Below are 21808 nucleotides of genomic sequence, written 5' to 3'. Positions count from 1 at the left end.
GGGCTTAATTAACCTTTTTGTTAACTTTTTGCTTCTGCTTCGGAGACACTGCGTTGCCCACTTCTCTGTGTAGGTGCCGGTTCGATTGTGGGTGCCTCTTCGCCTGCCTCTAACATCCGGCGAATGAGTCGCTCCCGCATCACCGCTGTGACAGCTTCGTGCGATTGCAATCCAATCAGGTTCCGCAACTCGTAGGGATCGGCTTGGAGATCATAGAGATATTGCTCGACATACCGGTCGGACCCGGCATCTGCACCGCCATTCCTATGCGGGGCATCCACGCCGTATTTCCAGCGTTGTGTCCGGACGGCACGTCCCACCTGCGCTTCACTGATTTGGACGAAGACCTCCTCTTGCCAGTCATCTGTTTCTCCACGTAGCAGGGGCAGAATGGATTTACCCTGCATTTCACCCGGCACTTCCAAACTTGCGGCATCGAGGAGTGTCGGCGGAAGATCTACAAGACTCACAAGTTCTTGGACCTGCCCACCACCGATGAATTCGGGTCCGTGGAACGCCGTCGGGACACGGATGGAACTCTCGTGGCACGAACGTTTGTATTCACCGTTGCGGGTTTTGAAATGACACCCGTGGTCAGAGGTAAAGAGGATGACAGTGTTATCAAGCAAGTGGAGACTCTTGAGGGCATCGAGAAGTCTACCGAGTGCTTCGTCGAGCCTTTTCACCATACCGTAGTAGCCACCTAAGTGTTGATGCGTCGAACCACCGAGCGCGGCGAGATCTGGGGGTATCCATTTTCCAGCGTACCGTTCCCGATATCCGTCCGGCGGTGGATAATCGTCCAGATGATTTTGGTGGTGCGGTTCAATATATGACGTAAAGAGATAAAAAGGGTCGTTCTTATGCCGATCAACGTAACGTATCACCGCATCAGTGAGCGCGTCTACACGATAGCCGGGAAGGTCAACAGGTTGATTGTCGTTATCGTAGAGTGTCGTTTGATACGCATCGGAAGTGAATTCGAGGGTGTTGGACGCTAACCAATAGTCATACCCGCCGCGATGCTCAGCTGGCACAGGTCCAGGACCGGTGCCGCCGCTATAGAGATGCCATTTGCCGATGTATCCAGTGGCGTAGCCAGCCTCACCGAAATGGTGCGCGAGGGTCTTGAGGTTGGGTGATAGTGGGATACCATTTCGGAAGCATCCAGTGCGAGTGGCATATAATCCGGTTTGTAGACATGAGCGGGCGGGACCACAGACGGGTTGACACGTAAAGGAGCGGTGGACATGTGTCCCACGCTGCGCCATCCGATCGAAGTTGGGCATTAAGTCAAGTGGATTGCCGTGTAAGCCGGAGGTGTCCCATCGCTGTTGGTCGGTGAAAAAGACGATAACATTCGGTTGATTTGTATCACTTTGTGGCATTTTTTTTAATTTTCCTTGCAGGTAAGTAACGTTGGCTGAGACTTTCACGTGCCTCTCGATATATCCGTCCTCCTTGCGCAAGCCTATAGAGGCTTGCGGGACAATGTTACGGACTACGTGATTTGGATAAAAAACGCAAGTTGCCACGTATGTATAGACATAGTGAAGAAACACCCGCTGACTCTCACTGCGAGGCAACACGCGCATCCAGCGTTGATTCGCAAAAACCCTTCCACTTCGTTTCAGGCTGCGCACTTTTTCCTAATTTTAGAGGATTTTTAGATAGCTGTCAAGCAGAAAAATCAGAGACACCAGAGGCATTCAGTTTTCAGTTTTCTAACCATTTTTGCAAGAAATCGCGACCGGGAGGTCGCTCCCACAGGAATACGTGGGAAGGATGGCCTCCAACGCGCACGTCATGTCCCTTTACGGGGCATCCATGGCGCATCGAAATCCGACAACGTTCAGACTATTCTCCGGATAATCACTGATACGTTCGGCATTGCGAATTGTGTGCGCAGCACGGTACCATGTTCCGCCACGTAAGACCCGGCGTTCACCGGTGTCAGGTCCCTTCGGATTCCAGAGTGGATTCTCCGTACCGGACACATCACTGTAGTAGGTTGAACTGTACCAATCCTGACACCATTCCCAGACATTCCCCGCCATATCATACAAACCGTAACCGTTGGGAGGAAAAACTCCAACAGGTGCGGTAAAAAGGAATCCGTCGTTTACATCGGCACTCCGCCATTCAAATCCCGTTTGGTTGTCAGCAAAGTTGGCACTTGTGTTATCCGGTTCGGCATCTCCCCAGGGATAGCGTGCGCCCTCCAAGCCACCGCGTGCGGCTTTCTCCCATTCCGCCTCCGTCGGTAACCGCTTGCCTACCCATTCACAGTAAGCAGTCGCATCGAACCATGTCACCGTTGTGACGGGTTGGTTTGGGTGATTGAAACTTGGATCGTTCCACGGCTCATAATTGTGTTTGAGGCGTTCATAGACAGCCGTATAGCCGATTCCGCGTGGAGCAGAATGCCCGGTTGCAGCGACGAACGCCTGATATTCGGCATTCGTTATTTCATGCTGATCGATGTAATATGCATCAAGCTCCACTGTGTGCACAGGTGCCTCATCCACATCTCCCATCGTGCTTCCCATCTGAAAGTCACCTGCGGGAATCAGCACCATGCCTTCAGGTGGCTCGGATGCCTCCTCTTCGGAGCAGGAAAGGAAAATAAAAACAAGGGCGAAATGGAGCAGGCACCACATTGGAAACCTCTGTTGAGCTCCATCACGCCCTTTTTTTGAATTAGCAACTATTCCTACCATGGTCATACAAGAAACACAAACAACATTTGAAATCTCAGGCTACTGTCCCGCCTTCACTCTACCCCAGACGGTTGCGAGTTTTCCACGCGCTTGAACATCAAGTGCCTCATCAATATTACCACTTGCCTCTTTAACCTGATCCTCATCCAAAGCAACCGAGAACACTGCAACCTCATCAAGCAAACCATTGTACCAGTGGCCGCTGCCACCCCGATGACCGAACCTCAAATCCTGCTCGCCAGCAACCAATTTGCCCCCATGGGGTGCCGAATTTGCCAGATCACCGTCAATATAGATTTGGGCATCTTTGCCATCATAGACACAGACACAATGCGTCCACTTCTCAGGTTCGGTCGTACCGTTGCCAGAATTCATCACCTTATGGGCACCCTCGCCACCGACAGAGAGTGTAAAGTAAAAGTAGCGAGCACCACGGTTGACAAAGAGTCCGTAATTCTCCCAGGGTCCACCTTGTGACCCGTTTGCCATCACACATAACCAGCCGTTGCCAGGAGCATCGTTCCAGTTCACCCAAGCGGAAATTGTGACTTCATCGGCAATCGAGAGCGAATCAGAATTCTTGATTAAGACATGGTTATCTCCGCCTTTGAATTCCATCGCGTTGCCGTATTTGCCCTTGCCTTTGGCAACGGATGCCTTCATAATTGTACCATCGTTTCCGTTTTCTGAACCGTCCATAACTTTGTTGCCTTGAATGTCATCAAAAGACATATAGAGGGCAAGATCGTCAAGGGGCAATTCCGCCCGCGTTGCCACTGGTAACAGGCAACAGAGCAGGACAGTTACGATTATCGTCAATCTCATTAGTCACGCCTCCTTGCGCTGATTTATACGAATTTTAGCAAATTTTTGGATAACTGTCAAGCAGAAATTAGCATAAAGGAAAGTATAAAGCACTGAGAAAAAACATTCGTTAACTCAAAAGAACCGAATGACGCTATTTTTCTATAGACTTAATTTGACTTAATATGTTAAATTACAGTGTAATTTTCCATAGAAAGACTCATATATTATCATATCATATTTTTATCAATATTGTCTCTCTATCGTTTTTACTGATATGACAACTGAGGCTGCACACCCCTAATCTGCAATGCTATCGGACACCAACATCGAAAATCCAAAGATAGCAGAAACTGAGGTTTCTACTATCTAGCCCAAATTGCTACCTATAAGATTTCAGCCATGAGGTTTTCTGCGTTTTTGTATTGTAAACTGTTGGTTTGCGGACACACGGGAAACCCAGACTAACAGTCTATACTACGACAACTGGCATCATCTAACAGATCCTACTACAAAGGGGGCAATTTAGGTTATCCACTTACTGATGGTGTGGCTATGAATATCCTGAAAAATCTAATTGAACGCTGCCATCAACGGCGCGAAAAACCGCTTAAGCAGCGGAGAACTGTGGTAACGCCTGCACCGTATAAGGGATTTCCCTACCATTTCACAGTCTATTACGCACATAAGCATCCGGTGAAACTCTATGAACTCGAGGAATCAGATATCTCTTTCATGCCAATAGGATCTGCTCCTTGGAGCGACAACGGCCCGAGGGACCTTGGTGGTGACCGATTTCTGAAACGTCAAGGTATAGAGGATTGGACAATTAGATATTGGCACAAATCATGGGGAATTCAGGTATATACGGGTATTCCATCCGAACGCGATGGCGCACGATGGCACGACCTTGATTTTACATACGAAGCGTTATGCGCCGCACCGGACGCAGTTTTATCCTGTATTGAGATCCTCATCAACGCAGTTGTGAATCCACTGTTGACGATGTCAAAGTCGGGTGGGATCCGCTTCTCTTGCCGAATACCGGATTACCTCCATCCAAAAACTGAGGTGTCAACGCAGTATATCTATAAGCACACCCCGACTGTAGAAAACCCCTATCATCGGGACGTATATCTCGAAATTTCTGGAGAAGAGGGATACAACTGCTGGGATGCGCGCTACGAGATATTGCTTGGAAACCTTTTAGAGCCGCCTGCTATTGTCAAAGAGGTTCTCTTTACTGTTATAGATGCGCTCCGCGCCGAACTTCACGTCCCTGCCCCACTTGGAGAAGAAAAACCTAAGTCCACACCACAAGCAGTTCCGGTTACCTCCCTATCCTTCGGTTCACATAGCCTTGATCTCGCCAAACTGGCGTTTATAAAACGCGGTTTTACTTATGTTCGAGAAAATAATGGCTTTCACTACTGGCTACCAGCTGGTAGCATGGATGACGACGCGCAGGTATCACTATGGGAACGTGATGGCATTGTGTGGGTCCGCGCATCTACGTCTGATATTGGACTACCGATGGAACCTACACCAATCACAGATGTCTGGAACGATACTGACCTCTTACCACCCATACCTGCTGCGGGACTACCTGTCTCTGACACAGTGCTCACCGTACGGGAGGGTAAACTAAGCCCATTAGCGATCAAGCGCCCCGCCCCGGTTCTGCACAAGATAGAACACCCCGAAAAAGTTTACGAGACACTTGAAGAGACTGCCGCTCAGATTCAACGCGCTTTTGATGGAACCGCACGGATTACCGGACTTATTGCCGAGAAAGGTGACGGGAAAAGCCATGCAGCAGCATCCTATGTTCTCAACAATAGGGCAATTAGCTTAAGCTCGAAATCCTGGCACGCAGAAGAAACTGCACAAGGTTTCCAAAAGCGAAACCTCCCATCGGTCGTCCACAGAAGAAGTCGGCAATACTTGTGGGAACAGGTAAAAGAGATACCCGCTGAGGTGCGGATGACGACCCCTTTTCAAGGCGGAAATGTTTGTGAGGACCCTGAGCGATGCGATGCTCTTGAGAAAAAAGGTGGAGATCCGTCCGAAAGCATCTGCCCAGAATGTCCCGTTTACGCGGAGTGTCAGAAACGTGGTTATCTATCGCAACCCTCCAACCTACAACGCGCCAAGGTGCAAATATCGGAGGTACCACCCCACCTATTCCTCAATCCACAACACGGGATAAAGGTAGAAGAAATGTTCGGACAGGCAGATGAAACAGATCGACTCTGTATCATTGATGAAATAGAAGCACATGAACTGTTTTTGACATGTAGTATTCCGAAGGATGTATTAGAGGAATGGAGTGTCAAGTGGCAGGGAAGTGCCTTAGGGAATTTCGCCAAAGCCTTACTGAACGCCTTAGAAACCAAAGGACAACCATACAGTAACGCTGTCAGACGGATCCGCACAACATTTTTGGCTTTTGAACAACACAAAGAAGAACTCATCAGACAAATGTGTCAAGTCAATGTGCGTGGCAAAGTCGTTGCACGAGATCTGGTTGATTCTGAAACCGGAAAAGAGTTGGCACGTTTTACCATTGAGTTTGAGGGCGGTTCTTGTGCTCATATTCCTCTTGACAATGAGGCGGGAGAGGAACTCAGGACAAAGGGACTGCCTGTTTTTTCGCTGGGTTCTTTTGTACTTGACGCGGAAACGAGAATCCCCATGCAGATGGGACAAGCGATTGAATTAGGGATACTTGACATATCAACTGTTGAGAACATCCAGTCATTCCCGACTGCTTATCCGAATCCAAACTGGACCCTTTGGCATCACTTGAAGCGTTTTTTTACTTATTACACGGGGGACGACGATGCCCCGATGATTTGGCACAACAAAGTCCTAAAGTTTTGGGTGCCACCGGTGTTGCATCCGAAGGTCAAACGCCTTTTGTTTATGTCTGATACCCTTTCCGATCGGGATTTACGTAGGACATTCCCAGGTGAAGAAATTGCTATTACCCGTGTCCCGCCCGCGGCGTGGGTCCCAACAAACAAGGTTTTTCAGATTCGTACAGGCACCTATTCACCAGAGACACTTTTACAGCACTACAGCGACTGGAATGTTACAGGAATATCTAAAACAGGACAGCAATTTTTTTCTGGTATCCTCGCAGAAATTGAGAGAGAACCGAACGTTAAGCATGGGATTATTACCTATAAACCGCTTATCAGACAACTCACAGATGTCTTAAAAAAAGAAAACGTCTGTTTTGTGAGACACTTTAAAAACTTTGAAAAACTGGCAGAAGCTCTTGAAGAAACACAAATCATCTGGATAGTCGGTACACCGATTTGGGAAACGGGTGTCATTTGGCGACAAGCGCAGATTTTGTTTGGAAACGATGAAAAACCACTTTTTTATGAGACAGAACCCGACCGTTGCCGTTACAAAGACGATCGAGTTCAGAGCGTTTATGAACAGAAAGCCATCACCATACTCAAAAGAATTATAGGATACATGGGATTGAACCGCTTGCCCAACAAAAAAGTCGTATTGGTTACCAGCATAGAACTCCCCGATACCACCGACAGACCTGAAACGCTTCTTTTCGACTGGGAAGATTTTGAGGTTGCCGGCGGGTTAGACAAACTGCCTGACGTAATAGCCAAGCGTCAACGTTTTGAAATGGAACGTGACAATCTAACGGCTGAATCCAGCAGAAATGAAGTGGAACGTGTGCTCGGATGCTCCGCAAGGCAAGCGAATCGCGTGCTGAAAAAAATTAGGGGCGGGAATATCCAACGCGTGCTTTTCCGAGACCAGATTCACGCGCTTCTATCCACTGGTGAAAAAACGACAGGAGAACTGGTTGCATCTATCGACGGACATCCAACGTCAATAAGAAATGAGCTTAAACGTCTTATAGATGCCGGTGAGATTGTAAAAGTCCGGTGGGGCGTATATAGCTTACCATCCCAAGTCAAGCACTAACGGATCCTGTTCATCTTCGACTCCACATAAGCCCATAGCAAGCATCATGTTGGGCTGAACGCATGTAAAACCCAACACGAGAAGCGGTCTATTGTTTCGTCACACATAGCACTTTTTCGACTCACAAAAACGTCGCCACTCTTAATGCCTGCGATAGACGTGATATGTCATACAGAATCCCTTAAAATCCTTAATTCAAAATCATATTCTACAAGTAATAACAGGACGCTCATTAAATTGTGAAAAACCGTTTAAGTTCATAGAATATAACTCATAGTGAAATTGCTTAATAATGTCTCAATACGATTTTCCCTTCTAAAATCCTTGCCTGCATTGACTTTACTTGCCTTAAATTAAAAACAAATTGGATTAAAAATCAGATATGTGATATTATATAATGTTAACTCTTTAATAATGTTATTCTACATTACATCGAAAGTGAAAATAGATAGTGCCCAAAACTTCCATTTGCTTTTTATACGTGCGTGAATAAGAAGGTTGACTGCGGAAAAATAACGTTTACAATTATTTCGCTCAACCATCTTGCATTATAGAAAAAACGGATCCATAGGGTTTGGGGTCAACTCTTGGAAGAGCAGCTATAAAATTCTCTTGTGCCAGCAATTCCGATTGACCCCACAACTTGCTCTTTGCAGAGGATAAAACGCTTTGCTTGAACTGAGGGAATACTCTAAGAAGACTTCCGTATACCCTTTCGGCAACGGCTCTCCTGCAACAAGGGCAGCCTTCAGCGGACGGACGTGTCGACAACTACCACGGTGCGTGAATCCAGGACAATCACACGTTACATCTACACCGACAACTTCCAGCGTGTAAAACTTGCCCTTTTGCGATGAACTTTCAGCGCGATAGACGGCACGTTCGGGACCGGCGAGAACTTGGGCTAAGGTGCGGATGGCTTCTTCGGAATATGGGCGCAGCTGCGCACGGGTCGCTTCTTCGAGATGAGACGCGTTCTCTTCAAGATAGGCATCACTCGCTTGTTGGAGTACATCGAGCAATTGCGGTTCTTCGACCTCAGCGGCATGCACAGAGAGCGCATTCATCATCCGCTTGAGTTCACTGAGCACATCGGGTTGGAGTGCACCCTCCTTACTGGGTATCAACAATGTGCCTTCAACGAGGGCATCCATCAACGCGGCTTTCGTCTCCAACACAGTCTTGACGAATTCGTCTACCGTGCCGCGTGCGATCATATAGGTGACGTTAACAGTACCTGTCTGTCCAATGCGATAAGCACGATCCTCCGCCTGCCAATGATTCGCTGGCACCCAATCTAAGTCGTTAAAAACAACCTGCCGCCCAGCGGTCAGATTGATTCCCACGCCGGCGACGTGCATGTTGGCGATGAAGAGTTTGACGTTCTCACCGTTCTGAAACTGATCCACTCGGTCCTGTCGCTCCTCGGTAGGAACTTCCCCAGAGACGAAAACCGCTCGGTCACCGAAATGTTTGTGGAAACGTTCCAGTGTATTGAGAAACGCAGTGAAAAGAATAACCTTCTCCCCTTGTTCCAAGGCATTTTCGACAAACTTGATAGTGTGTCGGCACTTGGCAAAAGCGAGTTTTCGACGTGCCGTTGTTAACCTACCAACCGCTCGTCGCCGTTCCGAATTTTCCGATTCATCTTCAATCGACCCTACGGATTCAGAGGCGTCAAACTTCGTTAGGTACTCGCGGACGGCGTTATTAAAGTGCTGTATCGCATAAGGGTGTAGTTCAATGTCTAACCACGTTCGCACTTTCGGTGGAAGATCCAACACCTCATTTTTGGTGCGCCGCAGCATCACTCCGTGTAGTTGAACAGCCAATTCCTCAATATTGCTTGCGCCATCTGCTACCAACCCGAAGTCTCCCTGATAGGCATCACAGTACCGTTTGGCGAAACTGAGAAAGCTCTTGCCGAGGGGGTGATCCACCAATTGCAAAATTGGGAAAAGGTCACGAGGACGATTCGTCATTGGCGTCCCTGTTAACGCGTGGACTATCGGTTGGCGTTGAATCGCTTTCACGAGTTTAGCGGCGTTTCGACTGCGCTGACTCTGGTGATTTTTCAAGTAATGCGCTTCATCAAAGACAACACCTTTCCATTCAAACGCGAGAAGCCTTTCAAGGTGTTTACCGAGAATCTCATAGTTGATGATAACCCAATCTTGCCCTTTAACAATACTGGGAGTTGAAGGGAGAGGGTCGGGACCGACAATGACAGGTTCAGCTAACGGGAGCACACATTCGATTTCGCGTGCCCAATTCCTTTTGACGGAGGCAGGACAAATCACGAGATAGGGACCCTCCGGTTCTGCCTCAACCATTGCGATGATGGACTGTCGGGTTTTGCCAAGCCCCATATCGTCAGCGAGAAGTGCTCGACGGCGACCGAGTAGAAAGGCGATACCTTCTATTTGATGTGGATAGAGACCTTCTGCAATCTCCTCAGCACGTTCTTTAATTTTACCTTGCGGAAGTAGGATGTGGTTTGTGCTTTGACGGTTTTGGCTCAAGATCCGCCCTCCATTTCATGACGGGCTACGGTTTCGCGTCAGGGAAAAGACGCAATCTTTTTAATTTTACCTTGCGGATCAAAGACGCGGTTTGTGCTTTGGCGGTTTTCGCTCAAGATCTGAAGAAACACCCCAGCAAAACCCCTCGATTATATTACGGGCTACGGTTTTTGAGGCTAATTTTTCCTATCGACTTCTACCTCTATCCACAAGCCACAAATCTCCTTCACTGACGGTAGCGAGTCGTCTCAACATGACGGCTCCCGGGAAATTCGGTGCCATTCCGATCCCCATCGCGAAGATGCGTCCATTGCCTGCGGCGTGTTCACCAATGAGCGTAAGATCCGGTCCCGCAATCGTGGTAGGAATGCCATCGCTAAAGAGAACAACGATGGTAGGGGCGGTTTTGGCAATTTCAGTCAGCGCCGATAGCATATCGTGGTCGGTCCCTTTTGTGTGAATTTGGGAGTGGATGTCGGCGAGATAGTTTGACGATGCGGCAACTGTCTGCTCTGTTACAGGGACAAAGCCTTCTCGGTAGACGATGAGTTCCGTGCTAAACGCCACGATGTTGAAACTATCGTGAGGCTCAAGGAACGTCAGCGAATTCCGCATCAGGTCTATAATTCTCTTGAGTTTATGGGGCGGGAGATTTTGCATACTCGTAGACAGATCAACGCCGTAGACGATACGCTGCGGTCCCTCCTGTGCCTCAATGAACCGCACCAACCGACTTCTGAACCGTGCTTTGGCTTTCTTTTCTTTTTTGAAAGGACGTTCGATAACCCTTTGGACACGTGGGGTATCGTCAAATTCGACATTGGTCGCGGTGGGTCCCACAGGTTCACCGACATCATCAGTATCGAAGGGTTGGAAAGGGGCGGGTTCGGCTGCAGAGACAACTCCGCGAGTACTGGCGGGTTGATTGCTCGTGAGGATTTTCAGGCGGGGTTGACTGACATCACGCGTTCTTCTGTGTCTGACTTGCGTGCGTTTCGGAGGTGTCACGCGTCTGACCTTCGGCTTTTCTTCAACAACAAACAAGGCATTAATCGCGTCAGCGTTTCGCTGCGGATTGGTGCTAAACCAAAAGAAAAGACCGAGCACCCCAATACCGGCGTGCAATAGGACAGAGATAAGTAATGCTTTACTGGATTTCGATTTCATTTTTTAATTTTACCTTTTATCGCATTGACATACGCACAGGGGTCTCTAATTTCCGACGCAGGACAACACCCCACTGACCAACAACCCACAACGATTTACCATCTTTGGAACGGGTGATGACATAGAGGTTATTGTCGATATCGGTGTGCTCCTGTTCCCACGTTTCACCACCATCGGTTGAACGGATAATTATCCCCTCTTCGCCGACTGCATAAATCTCCTTTTCAGAGAGCGCGATGATACCGTGAAGCGTTTTGTTCACACCAGTCGATTTGGGTTCCCAATTAAAACCACCATCAGCCGTCTTTAGGACGATACCGGCTTCACCCGCCGCCCAACCTGTCCGCTTCGCGACGAATGAAACCGCATTGAGGTCGTAATTAATCTTTGTTTCGTGCATCCGCCAATACTCACCACCGTTGATAGTGCGTTGGGTTACGCCACTTTGTCCGACAGCCCAACCGAGAGGTGCGAATTTCATATCCACATCCATGAGTGTATCGTTTGCCGTGGTGCGCTGCGCTGTCCACGTGGGACCACCATCTTTGTTATGGATGATGTATCCGAGTCTACCGACAGCCCACCCTTCAGAAAACTTGCCGAAATCAACATCGTTCAGCGAGAACGTCCCGGGCGAGTCGCCTTCCATAAAAGGCGGTTGCTCAGGCGTATCTCCTGCCGTCCAAGCGACGCCATCTGTCGTATAGAGAACAGTTCCGTCGCGTTGCATTGCCCATCCCCATTTCGGCTCAAGGCTGGCAAAGTGGACCCCGATGAGACGCTGGCGTGTTCGACTTCGGAGCGTCTCCCATGTCTGTCCACCATCTTGGGTTTCCAGTAGTACGCCGCTGTCCCCCGCTATCCAACCGTTTTTGTCATCGTAGAAGAGGACCTCTCGGAAGTCATTGCGCTGCTGTTCACCGAGTTGACGTGCCCATGTCTCTCCTCCGTCTGCAGTATGGTAGATACTGCCGCCACTTCCAACAGCCCATGCGTGTTCTGCATCCAAGAAGTATACGCTGGCGATTCGGCGGGCACCGCGTCCACGGCGTCCTCGAGGTTCTGGCGGCGGTGGGGGTGGTTGTTGCTGTCTTTGTAGCGTTGGAGGCGTCGCTGGCTCAGCATTAGGTGGAAGTTCACCTTCAGGTGCGAAACGTCCGGGACGTTGCCGCTGCGCTCGAAGCCGATTCTGAATTTCCTCCGGTGTCTCGTCATAAGTTAGCGTCGGTCCCTCTGCAACCTCTTCCTCCTCTGTTTCCTCCATCTCTGGCTCGGATTCTGCGAGTAAAAACGGGTTGAATTCTTCGTTGGATTCTTCCATAGCGAACATATTATGGTCTGCATCATCTCCTGTATCAACGGACACAGGTTTCCAACTTATCCCTTGGTCTTCGGTGATATACACGCCGCCCCCGCCGAGTCCCCAAGCGTTGGTATGCGAGTGGAAGGTAATGCGCCGCAAGCCACGTGTGCTCTGTGCCGTGGTCTGCAACCTCCACGTTTCACCACCGTCCTCAGTTAACAACGAGTTGCCGTTGCCGAGAACCACCCACCCTCGGTTTTCGTCAGCAAAATGGACAGCAACGCCGGGTTGATTTGTCTTCGCCTGAATTTTCCAGTAGTCGCCACCATCAATAGTATGGAGAATAAACCCACCATCTCGTCGTTGCGGTGTGACTGCCCACCCGACCTGACTGTTGATAAAGTGTATGTCGGTGATGTTTGCCATCGTGGTTCCGGTTTTCTGGATTTCCCACGTTTTTCCGCCATCTGTGGTATGCAAGAATTGCCCGATCGTTGCGCCGAGCCAACCTTCGTCGGCATTTAGGAAGTGCATTGTGCTAACACGTGGTAGGTTCTGCTTGGTTGTTTGAAGAATTGGCCGCCACGTTTCACCACCGTTCTCGGTCTGGAGCAAGACGTTGGATCCCAGGATTCGCCCGTGTTTTTCATCAGAAAATTCGACTTGGCGCAGGTCTTCACTAACACCACTGTGTTGTGGTAGCCATGTCCTGCCGCCGTCAGTAGTATGTGCGATTGCGCCACCTGAACCGACTGCCCATCCGTTATGTGCATCCACAAAATGCGTATCAGCAAAGTTCGTTCGCCACGTTGCTTGACGAATAATGTCCCAATGATAAGCAACGGGTTCAAGAAGGGTTTCCTCTTCAGCCGTAATAATCTCTGGTTCTTCGGCGACAGGCGGTAATTTCGCTGGCAATTCTGCCTCTTCAATAGAGTAGCGCATCGCAATTCCACCCTTACCGACAGCAACGACACCGTCAGGAGAGAGTGCCAGTCCGTACAGGTCGTTATCGGTACCGCTCTCTTGCAGTTCCCACTTTTTGCCACCGTTAACGGTGGTAAGCATTACACCGTCATCACCGACGACCAATCCGTGTTGTGTACCCGCAAAATAGAGTTTATTGAGGTTCGCTTGCGTGCCGCTGCGCTGGAAATTCCAACGTTCGCCACCGTTTGTGGTATGTAGAATTTCGCCAAACTGTCCGACAATCCAGCCAGTGTTTTCATCTGCGAAGTAAACGGCATAGAGTTCATTGAAGGTGCCGGTCGTCTGCTGGTTCCACGTCAACCCGCCATCTTCCGTCGCGAGACAGACCCCTGGATGCCCAATAGCCCACCCTCTGTTTTCATCAAGGAAAAACACTCCCTTTAACATGAGTAGGTAGACCTCGCCAGTCGGGAATTGGGGCAGCCAAGTTTCTCCGCCATCAATTGTATGTAAAATGGTCCCCATGTCTCCAACAACCCAACCGACTTGAGAATTAATAAAGTGGGCAGAATGGAGTGTAAATGCCGAATTGCTACGCTGGGGTTCCCAGTTTGTGCCGCCATCGCTTGTATGAACGATGAGTCCACGCTCACCGACAGCCCAGCCGTGCTTGTCAGTTGCGAAATAAATGTTCCAGATGCTGTCCCAGATATCCGTTTCAATTTCGTTCCAAGTTTGTCCGCCATCATTGCTCATCGCCATCGTGCCCCGTCTACCGACAGCAACTGCTCGGTTGGCATCGGCAAACTGGACGTTCTGCAGATCATTCGCAGTCGTTCCACTGGTCATTTCCCATGTCGCACCGGCATCCGTCGTGTGCAAAATAGTGCCGTACCATCCAACTGCCCATGCCTCAGTAGGTGTCGTAAACTGGATTCCGGTCAAATTGTTTTCAGTGCCACTCTCCATCAGTTGCCAGTTGTCGCCCCCGTCCTCGGTCCGCGTAATAAAGCCGACATCTGCTACGGCGACCCCGTAATTTTCATCTGTGAAATGGATACTGTTAATGGTATCTCGGACGTGCCCATTAATCAGAGGGATACGGCTGTCTTGACGCTCCCAATTGATACCAGCGTTCGTCGTGTGAAAGATAGAGCCATCACTGCCGACAATCCAACCTTCATTATCGCTGACGAAGAAGACTTGTTTATTGTCATTGATCATCCGGTCGCGCTCACCCGCAAAGCGATTACTCTGTTCCCGCCACGATTTGCCCCCAGTCTTGGTGTGAAGAATTCTATCATGGGTACCAACAACCCACCCCATCGAATCATTAACGAACCAGACACCGTTGAGCATAAACTCGCTGACGTATTCAAACCGTTTCCACTCTTTTCCGCCATTCTTTGTGTAGAGGACATCCGAATCTTCTCCAACAATCCATCCCTCTTTTGAATTGGCAAAATAGACGTCAAGGAGCATCGCGGAGGTGCCACTCCGCTGCAAAGTCCAGTGTTTACCACCGTCGTCGGTCGTCGCAACTAACCCTTCATCGCCAACTGCCCAGCCGTAGTCTGTGTTCGTAAAGTAAACCGCTTTGAAGTCCAAAGAGGCATCAGGAATACGAAATCCTGGGCTTGTTGTATCAACCTCTTGTTGCTTCCACGTCTTTCCACCATCCACTGTATGAATAATCAGTCCTTTTTCCCCGACAATCCATCCCTGTTTATGATTGAAAAAGTGTAGATCGGTGAAGTGTGTCTCCCAATCTGCCTTTCGAGTTGCCTCCATCTTTACACAACCGTTAAAAAGGAACAAGATGCCAAGCAGAAGTGGCACGACAACACTATTAACAGAGAGTTTTAACTTATATAACACGCCAAAACGGGTCAGACTACGTATCAAACTCATTTTTACCTCCGGTCGTTTGTTCTTTTGGGCAAGTCGAGGAAATGACTTGGAATTTTGTCGCATGGGAAATGGTTCCTTTTCTGCGCGCCATTGACTTACTCACCTAAACTGGACATACGTAGACCCGAAAAATATATGGATCTCGTACGATGGGCTTCCTTCAAATTCTGAGATCAACTTATACCAATCAATGCAAATTCCGTGCCAGCCCGAACACGATCACACTAACGGGATTTCTCAGCGAAATGTTAGAAAGACTTGCACAAAATGGGGCAGCGTCTACGTGCAACAGTCCAAAACGGGGCAGATTTGATCAGCCGTTAAGGGTGCTGCAGAAAATCTATTAAGTCGAATTTATATTAAGGTATTTAGACAGACACCTCCAACCTTTTGTTCGTCTTAATTAATAACCGCTGCTATCACCCAAAAGACCAGAGCGTGCGATAGCGACACCGATTGCGATAAGAACTGGTAACGCAATCGCTGCTATCTGGACGAGCGCAGATCGCCGGGCACCGAGTTTCTGAATCGCCTCTATCCGTCCGACATGTACGAAGAGCAGCGCAATTAATAGCAAAATAGCACTCGCTGTCGGGACTTCTTCAAAAAAATACCCGTTCATCCAGATACCCGAAAGTAGGAGTGCCACAACCGGCGATGCGCTGGATGGAAAGAGGTGCCGATTTCTGTCGGAACGCTGCCCTGAAATGAGAGCGATCCCCCAACTCGCAGCGAAAAGTGCTACGAGAACGCCACCGTGTTGCGCCAACCGCAAAGCCCCGGAGAGCGCGAGAATTAGGGCAGTTCCCCCAGAAAGCCCAAAATATACAAATGAACTGGAAACACCAGAGGGCAAAATAGTGAAACTCTGCTGGACGAGATTCCAAAAAATAAAAATCGCAGCGGCGAGGCACACCCACCAAATAATCCCTTCAAGTTGACCCCACGTATGTCTAAACGTTGGCGCTAAGAGAAGACGCGGTATGATAACAGCAAGTGCCACCTGCGTTATTATACGTCCCCAAAACGAAAAATTCCAAAGTCCCCCAACGATCAGTCCGATAACAGCAAGATAGCAGAGCCAATGCGCTCCCAAACGGGGCGGAAATGACGGGAGCCCTTCCAAACCGAGATAGCCAACAATGTAGCCAGCACTGAGCGCAACAGCGATGAGCCAATCTGAAGATCCAGTTTCACTTTCCCCAGTGTTCGTTGCGTCCTGTTTGGAAGAGAGGGATCTCGCGAATATAAGAACCCCACCGCTCACAACAGCCGGCAAAAATAAACCGAGGAAAAGTTGCTTGAGTGTTAACATCGCTGAATGTCCATTTGTGCATTTTGCGGAGGTAATGGTCTGGAAGAGCACACCCACAGGAAATCGGGATGGATATTCTTATTCTCCCTTGGCTTCAATACTAACAGTAAGGCGGATATCATCGCTGACAGCTCCCGCGCCGTAAGTCATACCGAATTCACTCCGCTTAATCGTGAAGACGCCTTCAAACCCAATCAGAGATTCTCCACCTCTTGCTTTGCCTTTTCCAGTAATCTCGACATCCACAGTGATAGATTTCTTAACACCGAGCAATTCAAGGTCGCCCGTGACTTCCAACACGTCTTCTTCACCTTCCTTCATACTCACCTTCGTGCTTTTGAAGGTAATGACGGGAAATTGCTTTGCGCTGAAGAAGTCGGAACTCCTGAGATGTTGGTCGCGTTTTTCGTTAGCAGTATCAACACTCGCTGTCTTTACCTCGAATTCCACCATGCTCTTGGAAACATCCTCGTCCATTGTAATCTTGCCGGTGAATTCATTAAACCTTCCATAGTTGTAGGTAATCCCCATGTGTTTTGCTCGGAAAAGTATCATTGAATGTGCTGTATCAATTTCGTAGGTATCTGCTGCATCTGCGAGTTGTATGTTTCCTGTGAAGCCGATGACGAGTAAAGCTAAAACGAGACCAGCGGCATAGGGAATCTGTAGGTTGTGTCCTGAGTGAATTTTCATTGAGGAAATCTCCTTAATATAGTTAAGATAGTTAAGTTTTGTTAAGAGTGTATTGCCTTGTATTCGGCAAAAGAAGTATATCGTATTTTGTGACAGATGTCAACGTGAAATGTTCAGAAGAATTTTTATCTTGAATTTCATTACAAAATTGTGATATAATTATTAAATCAAAAGTATGCTAACCGCGACATCTTGGGTGTAACTTATCGAAATAGTGTAATGAGAGGGAGGTTTTTTCAACATGAAAGTATCGCGATCAAGGTTTATGATTCATTTAGGGGTGTACCTGCTCTGTTTCGTAGCGTTAAGCCCGTTTGCAACAGCAGACCAGCACGCGAAAGATTCAGCCGTCAGTTACCATTCCGAGATTGACCCGCTTCTCAAACGAAGTTGTCAAGGATGCCATCACCCGGGCGATCCGAACGGTGATCTGATTGTGACAACTTACGAAGACCTCAAGCGAGGTGGAATGGCGGGTGATGCAATTGTCCCTGGAAAACCTGATGAAAGTCTCCTTATCGAACTCATCTCCGGCGATGAACCGGCAATGCCACAGAACCAAGCACCACTCTCCGCTGAAGAGGTCGAATTATTTCGACGCTGGATTCTCGAAGGTGCCCACGACGACACACCCGCTGAAGCCGACGATATGGGTGAGGGGAACTACCCGACTTACACAGTGCCTCCCGTGGTTACTGCTCTGGCATATTCGCCTGACGGTAGCACACTCGCGGTGTCCGGATTCCGCGAAATTCTGTTGTACGACACAACGAACTTTAAACTTAAAGCAAGATTGGTAGGCAAAGCGCATCGCATAGAATCGCTGACATATACGGCAGACGGAAAAATATTGGGCATGGCAGGCGGTTCTCCTGCACAATTCGGCGAATTGCAACTATGGGATACCGCAACGAATACGCTTATTAAAGCGATGCGTTCCAGCTATGACACCGTATACGGTCTCTCCTTCTCACCAGATGCAAGTCTCGTTGCCTTTGGATGCTCAGACCAAACGGTGCGTATCCTGTCTATTGAAGACGAGAAAGAACTGATTAAATTCGACAACCACAGTGACTGGGTGTTCGGTACGATTTTCTCTACCGATGGTTCGCACTTCGTGAGTTGCGGGCGCGATACTGCCCTCAAATTGGTTGAGGTAGATACAGGTTCTTTCGTTGACGACATCAACTCGAGTAACAAGGGTTATGGAGAAATTAACACCCTTGCCCGGCACCCGACCAAAGATCAGGTTTTGAGTGCTGGCGAAGATCGGATCCCACGACTCTACAAAATCTTTCGCGAAATACGGAGAGATGTAGGCAACACAGATTTCAACCTCATCCAGGCGTATGAAGCACAATCGGGCACAATTGAAGGTGTCGCGTTTTCAGCAGACGGGAGTCAGTTCGCGACTGGCAGCGCAGGCGGTGAAGCACGTATCTACAACACGGAAGACGGAACACGTTTAGCAAGCATGCAAGGCGATGCGGTTGGTGTTTTCGCAGTTTCGTTCCATCCGAATGGCACACAACTCGCTACGGGTGGCTTTGATGGAAAGATTCGGATATTTGATGCTGCCACGGGTAAATTATTGAACGCCTTTATGTCTGTCCCGATTGAACCCGCGGGAAGCGAAGATGTCGCTTTGGTAGTAACAGGCATGACGTGAGGGGCTTGTGTCGCCAAAGTGCAGGATGCACTTACACAACATCAAAGCGTTATCAGCGTTGAGGTTTCTCTCCCCGATCAAGCCATTATTAAAGTCCGGAGGAACACCGTTACTGCCACGGACCTCGTGGACCTCGTTAAAGAGACCGGGTTTAGTGCGAAAACCAAATAATAGGCACAAAGAGGCTGATGTATGGCTGTTAAGGCACCCAATATCCTCTGGGTTTGCACGGATCAACAGCGTTACGACACAATCGGTGCATTAGGGAATCCGTATGTGTCAACACCGAACATCGACAATTTAGTGGCGGAAGGTGTCGCGTTTACACACGCCTATTGCCAAAGTCCTATCTGCACGCCCAGCCGAGCGAGTTTTCTCACAGGTATGTACCCAAACGCAACACACGCGATTCGCAACGGAAACGACTTTTTTCCAGATGCGTATCCGCTTGTAACGCGCACCCTTGCAGACATCGGTTATGATTGCGGGTTGATAGGCAAACTTCACCTTGCGAGTGCTTACCGCCGGGTGGAACCCCGCGCAAACGACGGCTACCGTTATTGGCAATACAGCCACGCGCCACGTGATGACTGGGAACAGGGACACGACTACGCTGATTGGGTCCGCACGAAGGGATATATTTTAGGCGAGTTGAACCAGAACCCAGAAGGCGTGCCAGCGGCGTTACATCAGACGACATGGTGTGCGGAAAAGACGATTGATTTTATTCGTGAAGATCGGGACTGTCCGTGGCTTGCGAGTGTTAATATCTACGATCCGCATCCGCCGTTCAATCCACCACAGACACACCGAGAACAATACAACCCGGCGGACATGCCAGAGCCACTCTTCCGAAACAGCGATCTGGAACAGCAGACCCGACTACAAGCGGTCGACTTTCAATCCAAAGTCCGTACACCTGATGAACTGGACATTCGGAGTCCAATCTTACCGCAGACCCCGCGTCAAGAAGCAGAGGCAGTTGGAGCGAGAGATGCCAAAACACTCATAGCTGCCTACTACGCGATGATCCAATTGATTGATGAACAGTTCGGTAGGATCCTTGAAACGCTTGACGAAACAGGACAACGGGAAAACACCGTCATCATTTTCACAAGTGACCATGGAGAGACGCTTGGCGACCATGGACTCATCCAAAAGGGTTGTAGATTTTACGAAGGCTTAGTCAGGGTGCCGCTGATTTTCTCATGGCAAGGACAATTTGCAAGCGGACTCAAGAGTGACGCACTTGTTGAACTCGTTGATAAAGTACCAACGCTCTTGGAATTGGCAGGCTTAACAGTCCCCGAGGAGATGCACGGCAAATCACTCCTCCCGATTCTCCGAGGTGAAGCCGACCCGAATCATCACCGTGATTTCGTCCGATGTGAGTACTACGACGCTGTGGATCTGCCGGACCACACTTTCGCAACAATGTACCGAAATGAACGTTACAAATTAGTAGTATATCATGGACACGAAGAAGGTGAACTCTACGACCTCATTAACGATCCGGACGAGTTTGAGAACCTTTGGCATGTCGATGCGAAACAGGACATCAAATTTGAACTTCTAAAACAGAGTTTTGATGCATCCATGCTCGCGATGGACAGAGGATCCCGGCGCGTGGGACCTATGTGAGGAATTATAATGGAATGGGTTGCAATTTTGACACTTGTAGTGTTTATCACAGGACTTGGGATAGTCGCCGGAAAGGCGATACACCACGCCTACAAAGATTAAGATAAAACGAAATTATGCTTAAGCGCAACACTATCCATTGTGGCGATACCTTCACTTTACTGAAAGCGTTAAAAGACGCTTCAGTGGACCTGATTGTGTGTGATGGACCGTATGGCATAACAGAGAATTCATGGGACGAGATTTCCTCAATTCAGGAATTTAACTTCACGCTTATCAAAAATTTCGCGCCGAAACTGAAGGACGGTGGCGCGCTCTATCTGTTTGGAAAACCGGATTGCATCGACTTTATAGACTACCGAGAACACTTAAATCTTCGTTCAAAGATCGTATGGTATCAGCCAAGTCGACTTGCCCAAGGGCGTATCAGTTACACGAATAACTACGATATTATCTGCTATTTCATCAAGGGTAAAAAGCCGCGGTGCTACAACTTAGATGCTATCAGAGTCGCGCAGCTGGTTGAGTTAGCGCACCGGAGTCGGTGCGAAAACGTGCCATCGGTAACAAATGGTAAGTTTGGGAAAACGAAATACAATCCGAAAGGAAAGAATCCGGGCGATGTCTGGGGCGATATAAAGCAATTAACCTATAAATCTAAGGAGTTGGTGAGTAGAGAGACCCTTAACACGATCCAGAAACCGGAGAAACTCATTGAGCGGATCGTATTAGCGAGTTCATTACCGGGGGATTTGGTTCTGGATCCTTTTGCAGGCGTCGGGACGTGTCCTGTGGTGTGTAAGCGGCATCAGCGAGATTTCATCGGATTTGAGATTGAACCGAGTTTTGTGCAAGCGGGCAATAAACGGCTTCGTGAGTGCTATAAGGACTCAGACTTGTCTTTATAGGGGCAATATTTGTGAATTCCACGCCAAAGACTTGACAAAAACGTTATTTTATGTTACTATTTGTGGAGGACCAGAGGAAAGAGAACCTGATACGAGCATCAACGCTATTTGTCAATGTACCCAAGCCTAAAGACTTGTTCTTGTAGCAAAAAGCAATAACTGTTTTGCGTTTTGTAGGTCCCGTGTCTCGTGCTTCGTTCTTGTTTCTCGTTTCATAGAGGTCAGTAACCCGACGCTCTCCACGAAGGGTGCAAGCCACCCT

12 protein-coding genes are annotated in these 21808 nt (G+C 48.8%); 4 read left to right on the top strand and 8 right to left on the bottom strand.

The annotated features are described in order from the left end of the window. Window positions 1-20 precede the first annotated feature (20 nt). The 3 genes from J4G07_08245 to J4G07_08235 form a co-directional block, all read right to left on the bottom strand. Entirely contained in the window at window positions 21-1388 is a 1368-nt protein-coding gene (locus J4G07_08245; GenBank protein ID MCE2413979.1) for a sulfatase-like hydrolase/transferase, read from the bottom strand. Window positions 1389-1814: 426 nt separating this feature from the next. Then, window positions 1815-2726, bottom strand: a complete 912-nt coding sequence (locus J4G07_08240; protein MCE2413978.1) for a formylglycine-generating enzyme family protein — start codon at window positions 2724-2726, stop codon at window positions 1815-1817. A 33-nt stretch (window positions 2727-2759) separates the two neighbouring features. Further along, a complete protein-coding gene (locus J4G07_08235; GenBank protein ID MCE2413977.1) occupies window positions 2760-3545 on the bottom strand; it encodes a LamG domain-containing protein in 786 nt (261 codons plus the stop codon). A 534-nt stretch (window positions 3546-4079) separates the two neighbouring features. Between J4G07_08235 and J4G07_08230 the strand changes: the two genes are divergently transcribed. Continuing rightward, the gene (locus J4G07_08230; protein ID MCE2413976.1) at window positions 4080-7487 is read left to right on the top strand and encodes a hypothetical protein; all 3408 of its coding nucleotides are present in this window, start codon (window positions 4080-4082) and stop codon (window positions 7485-7487) included. Between the two features lie 599 nt (window positions 7488-8086). On the opposite strand, the gene J4G07_08225 is transcribed toward J4G07_08230, so the two are convergent. From J4G07_08225 to J4G07_08205, 5 genes are all read right to left on the bottom strand, one after another. Continuing rightward, a complete protein-coding gene (locus J4G07_08225; protein ID MCE2413975.1) occupies window positions 8087-10009 on the bottom strand; it encodes a DEAD/DEAH box helicase in 1923 nt (640 codons plus the stop codon). A 186-nt stretch (window positions 10010-10195) separates the two neighbouring features. Further along, a complete protein-coding gene (locus tag J4G07_08220; GenBank protein ID MCE2413974.1) occupies window positions 10196-11176 on the bottom strand; it encodes a hypothetical protein in 981 nt (326 codons plus the stop codon). A gap of 16 nt (window positions 11177-11192) precedes the next feature. Beyond that, on the bottom strand, window positions 11193-15320 hold the full coding sequence (locus J4G07_08215; GenBank protein MCE2413973.1) for a hypothetical protein: 4128 nt from the start codon (window positions 15318-15320) through the stop codon (window positions 11193-11195). Between the two features lie 403 nt (window positions 15321-15723). Continuing rightward, complete coding sequence (locus J4G07_08210; GenBank protein ID MCE2413972.1) at window positions 15724-16635, bottom strand: hypothetical protein; 912 nt, start codon at window positions 16633-16635, stop codon at window positions 15724-15726. Between the two features lie 78 nt (window positions 16636-16713). Next, a complete protein-coding gene (locus J4G07_08205; protein MCE2413971.1) occupies window positions 16714-17328 on the bottom strand; it encodes a YceI family protein in 615 nt (204 codons plus the stop codon). Window positions 17329-17569: 241 nt separating this feature from the next. On the opposite strand from J4G07_08205, the gene J4G07_08200 reads away from it, so the two are divergent. The 3 genes from J4G07_08200 to J4G07_08190 all read left to right on the top strand — a co-directional run bounded on the left by J4G07_08200 (window position 17570) and on the right by J4G07_08190 (window position 21546). After that, the gene (locus J4G07_08200) at window positions 17570-18997 is read left to right on the top strand and encodes a hypothetical protein (GenBank protein ID MCE2413970.1); all 1428 of its coding nucleotides are present in this window, start codon (window positions 17570-17572) and stop codon (window positions 18995-18997) included. Between the two features lie 192 nt (window positions 18998-19189). After that, on the top strand, window positions 19190-20638 hold the full coding sequence (locus J4G07_08195; GenBank protein ID MCE2413969.1) for a sulfatase-like hydrolase/transferase: 1449 nt from the start codon (window positions 19190-19192) through the stop codon (window positions 20636-20638). Between the two features lie 116 nt (window positions 20639-20754). After that, window positions 20755-21546 carry a hypothetical protein gene (locus J4G07_08190; GenBank protein ID MCE2413968.1) on the top strand — a complete coding sequence of 264 codons (792 nt, stop codon included), beginning with the start codon at window positions 20755-20757 and terminating at the stop codon, window positions 21544-21546. The last annotated feature ends 262 nt before the right edge of the window (window positions 21547-21808 follow it).

The sequence above is a fragment of the Candidatus Poribacteria bacterium genome (assembly GCA_021295715.1).
Lineage (GTDB): Bacteria > Poribacteria > WGA-4E > WGA-4E > WGA-3G > WGA-3G.
This window is presented reverse-complemented; position numbering and strand designations above follow the sequence as displayed.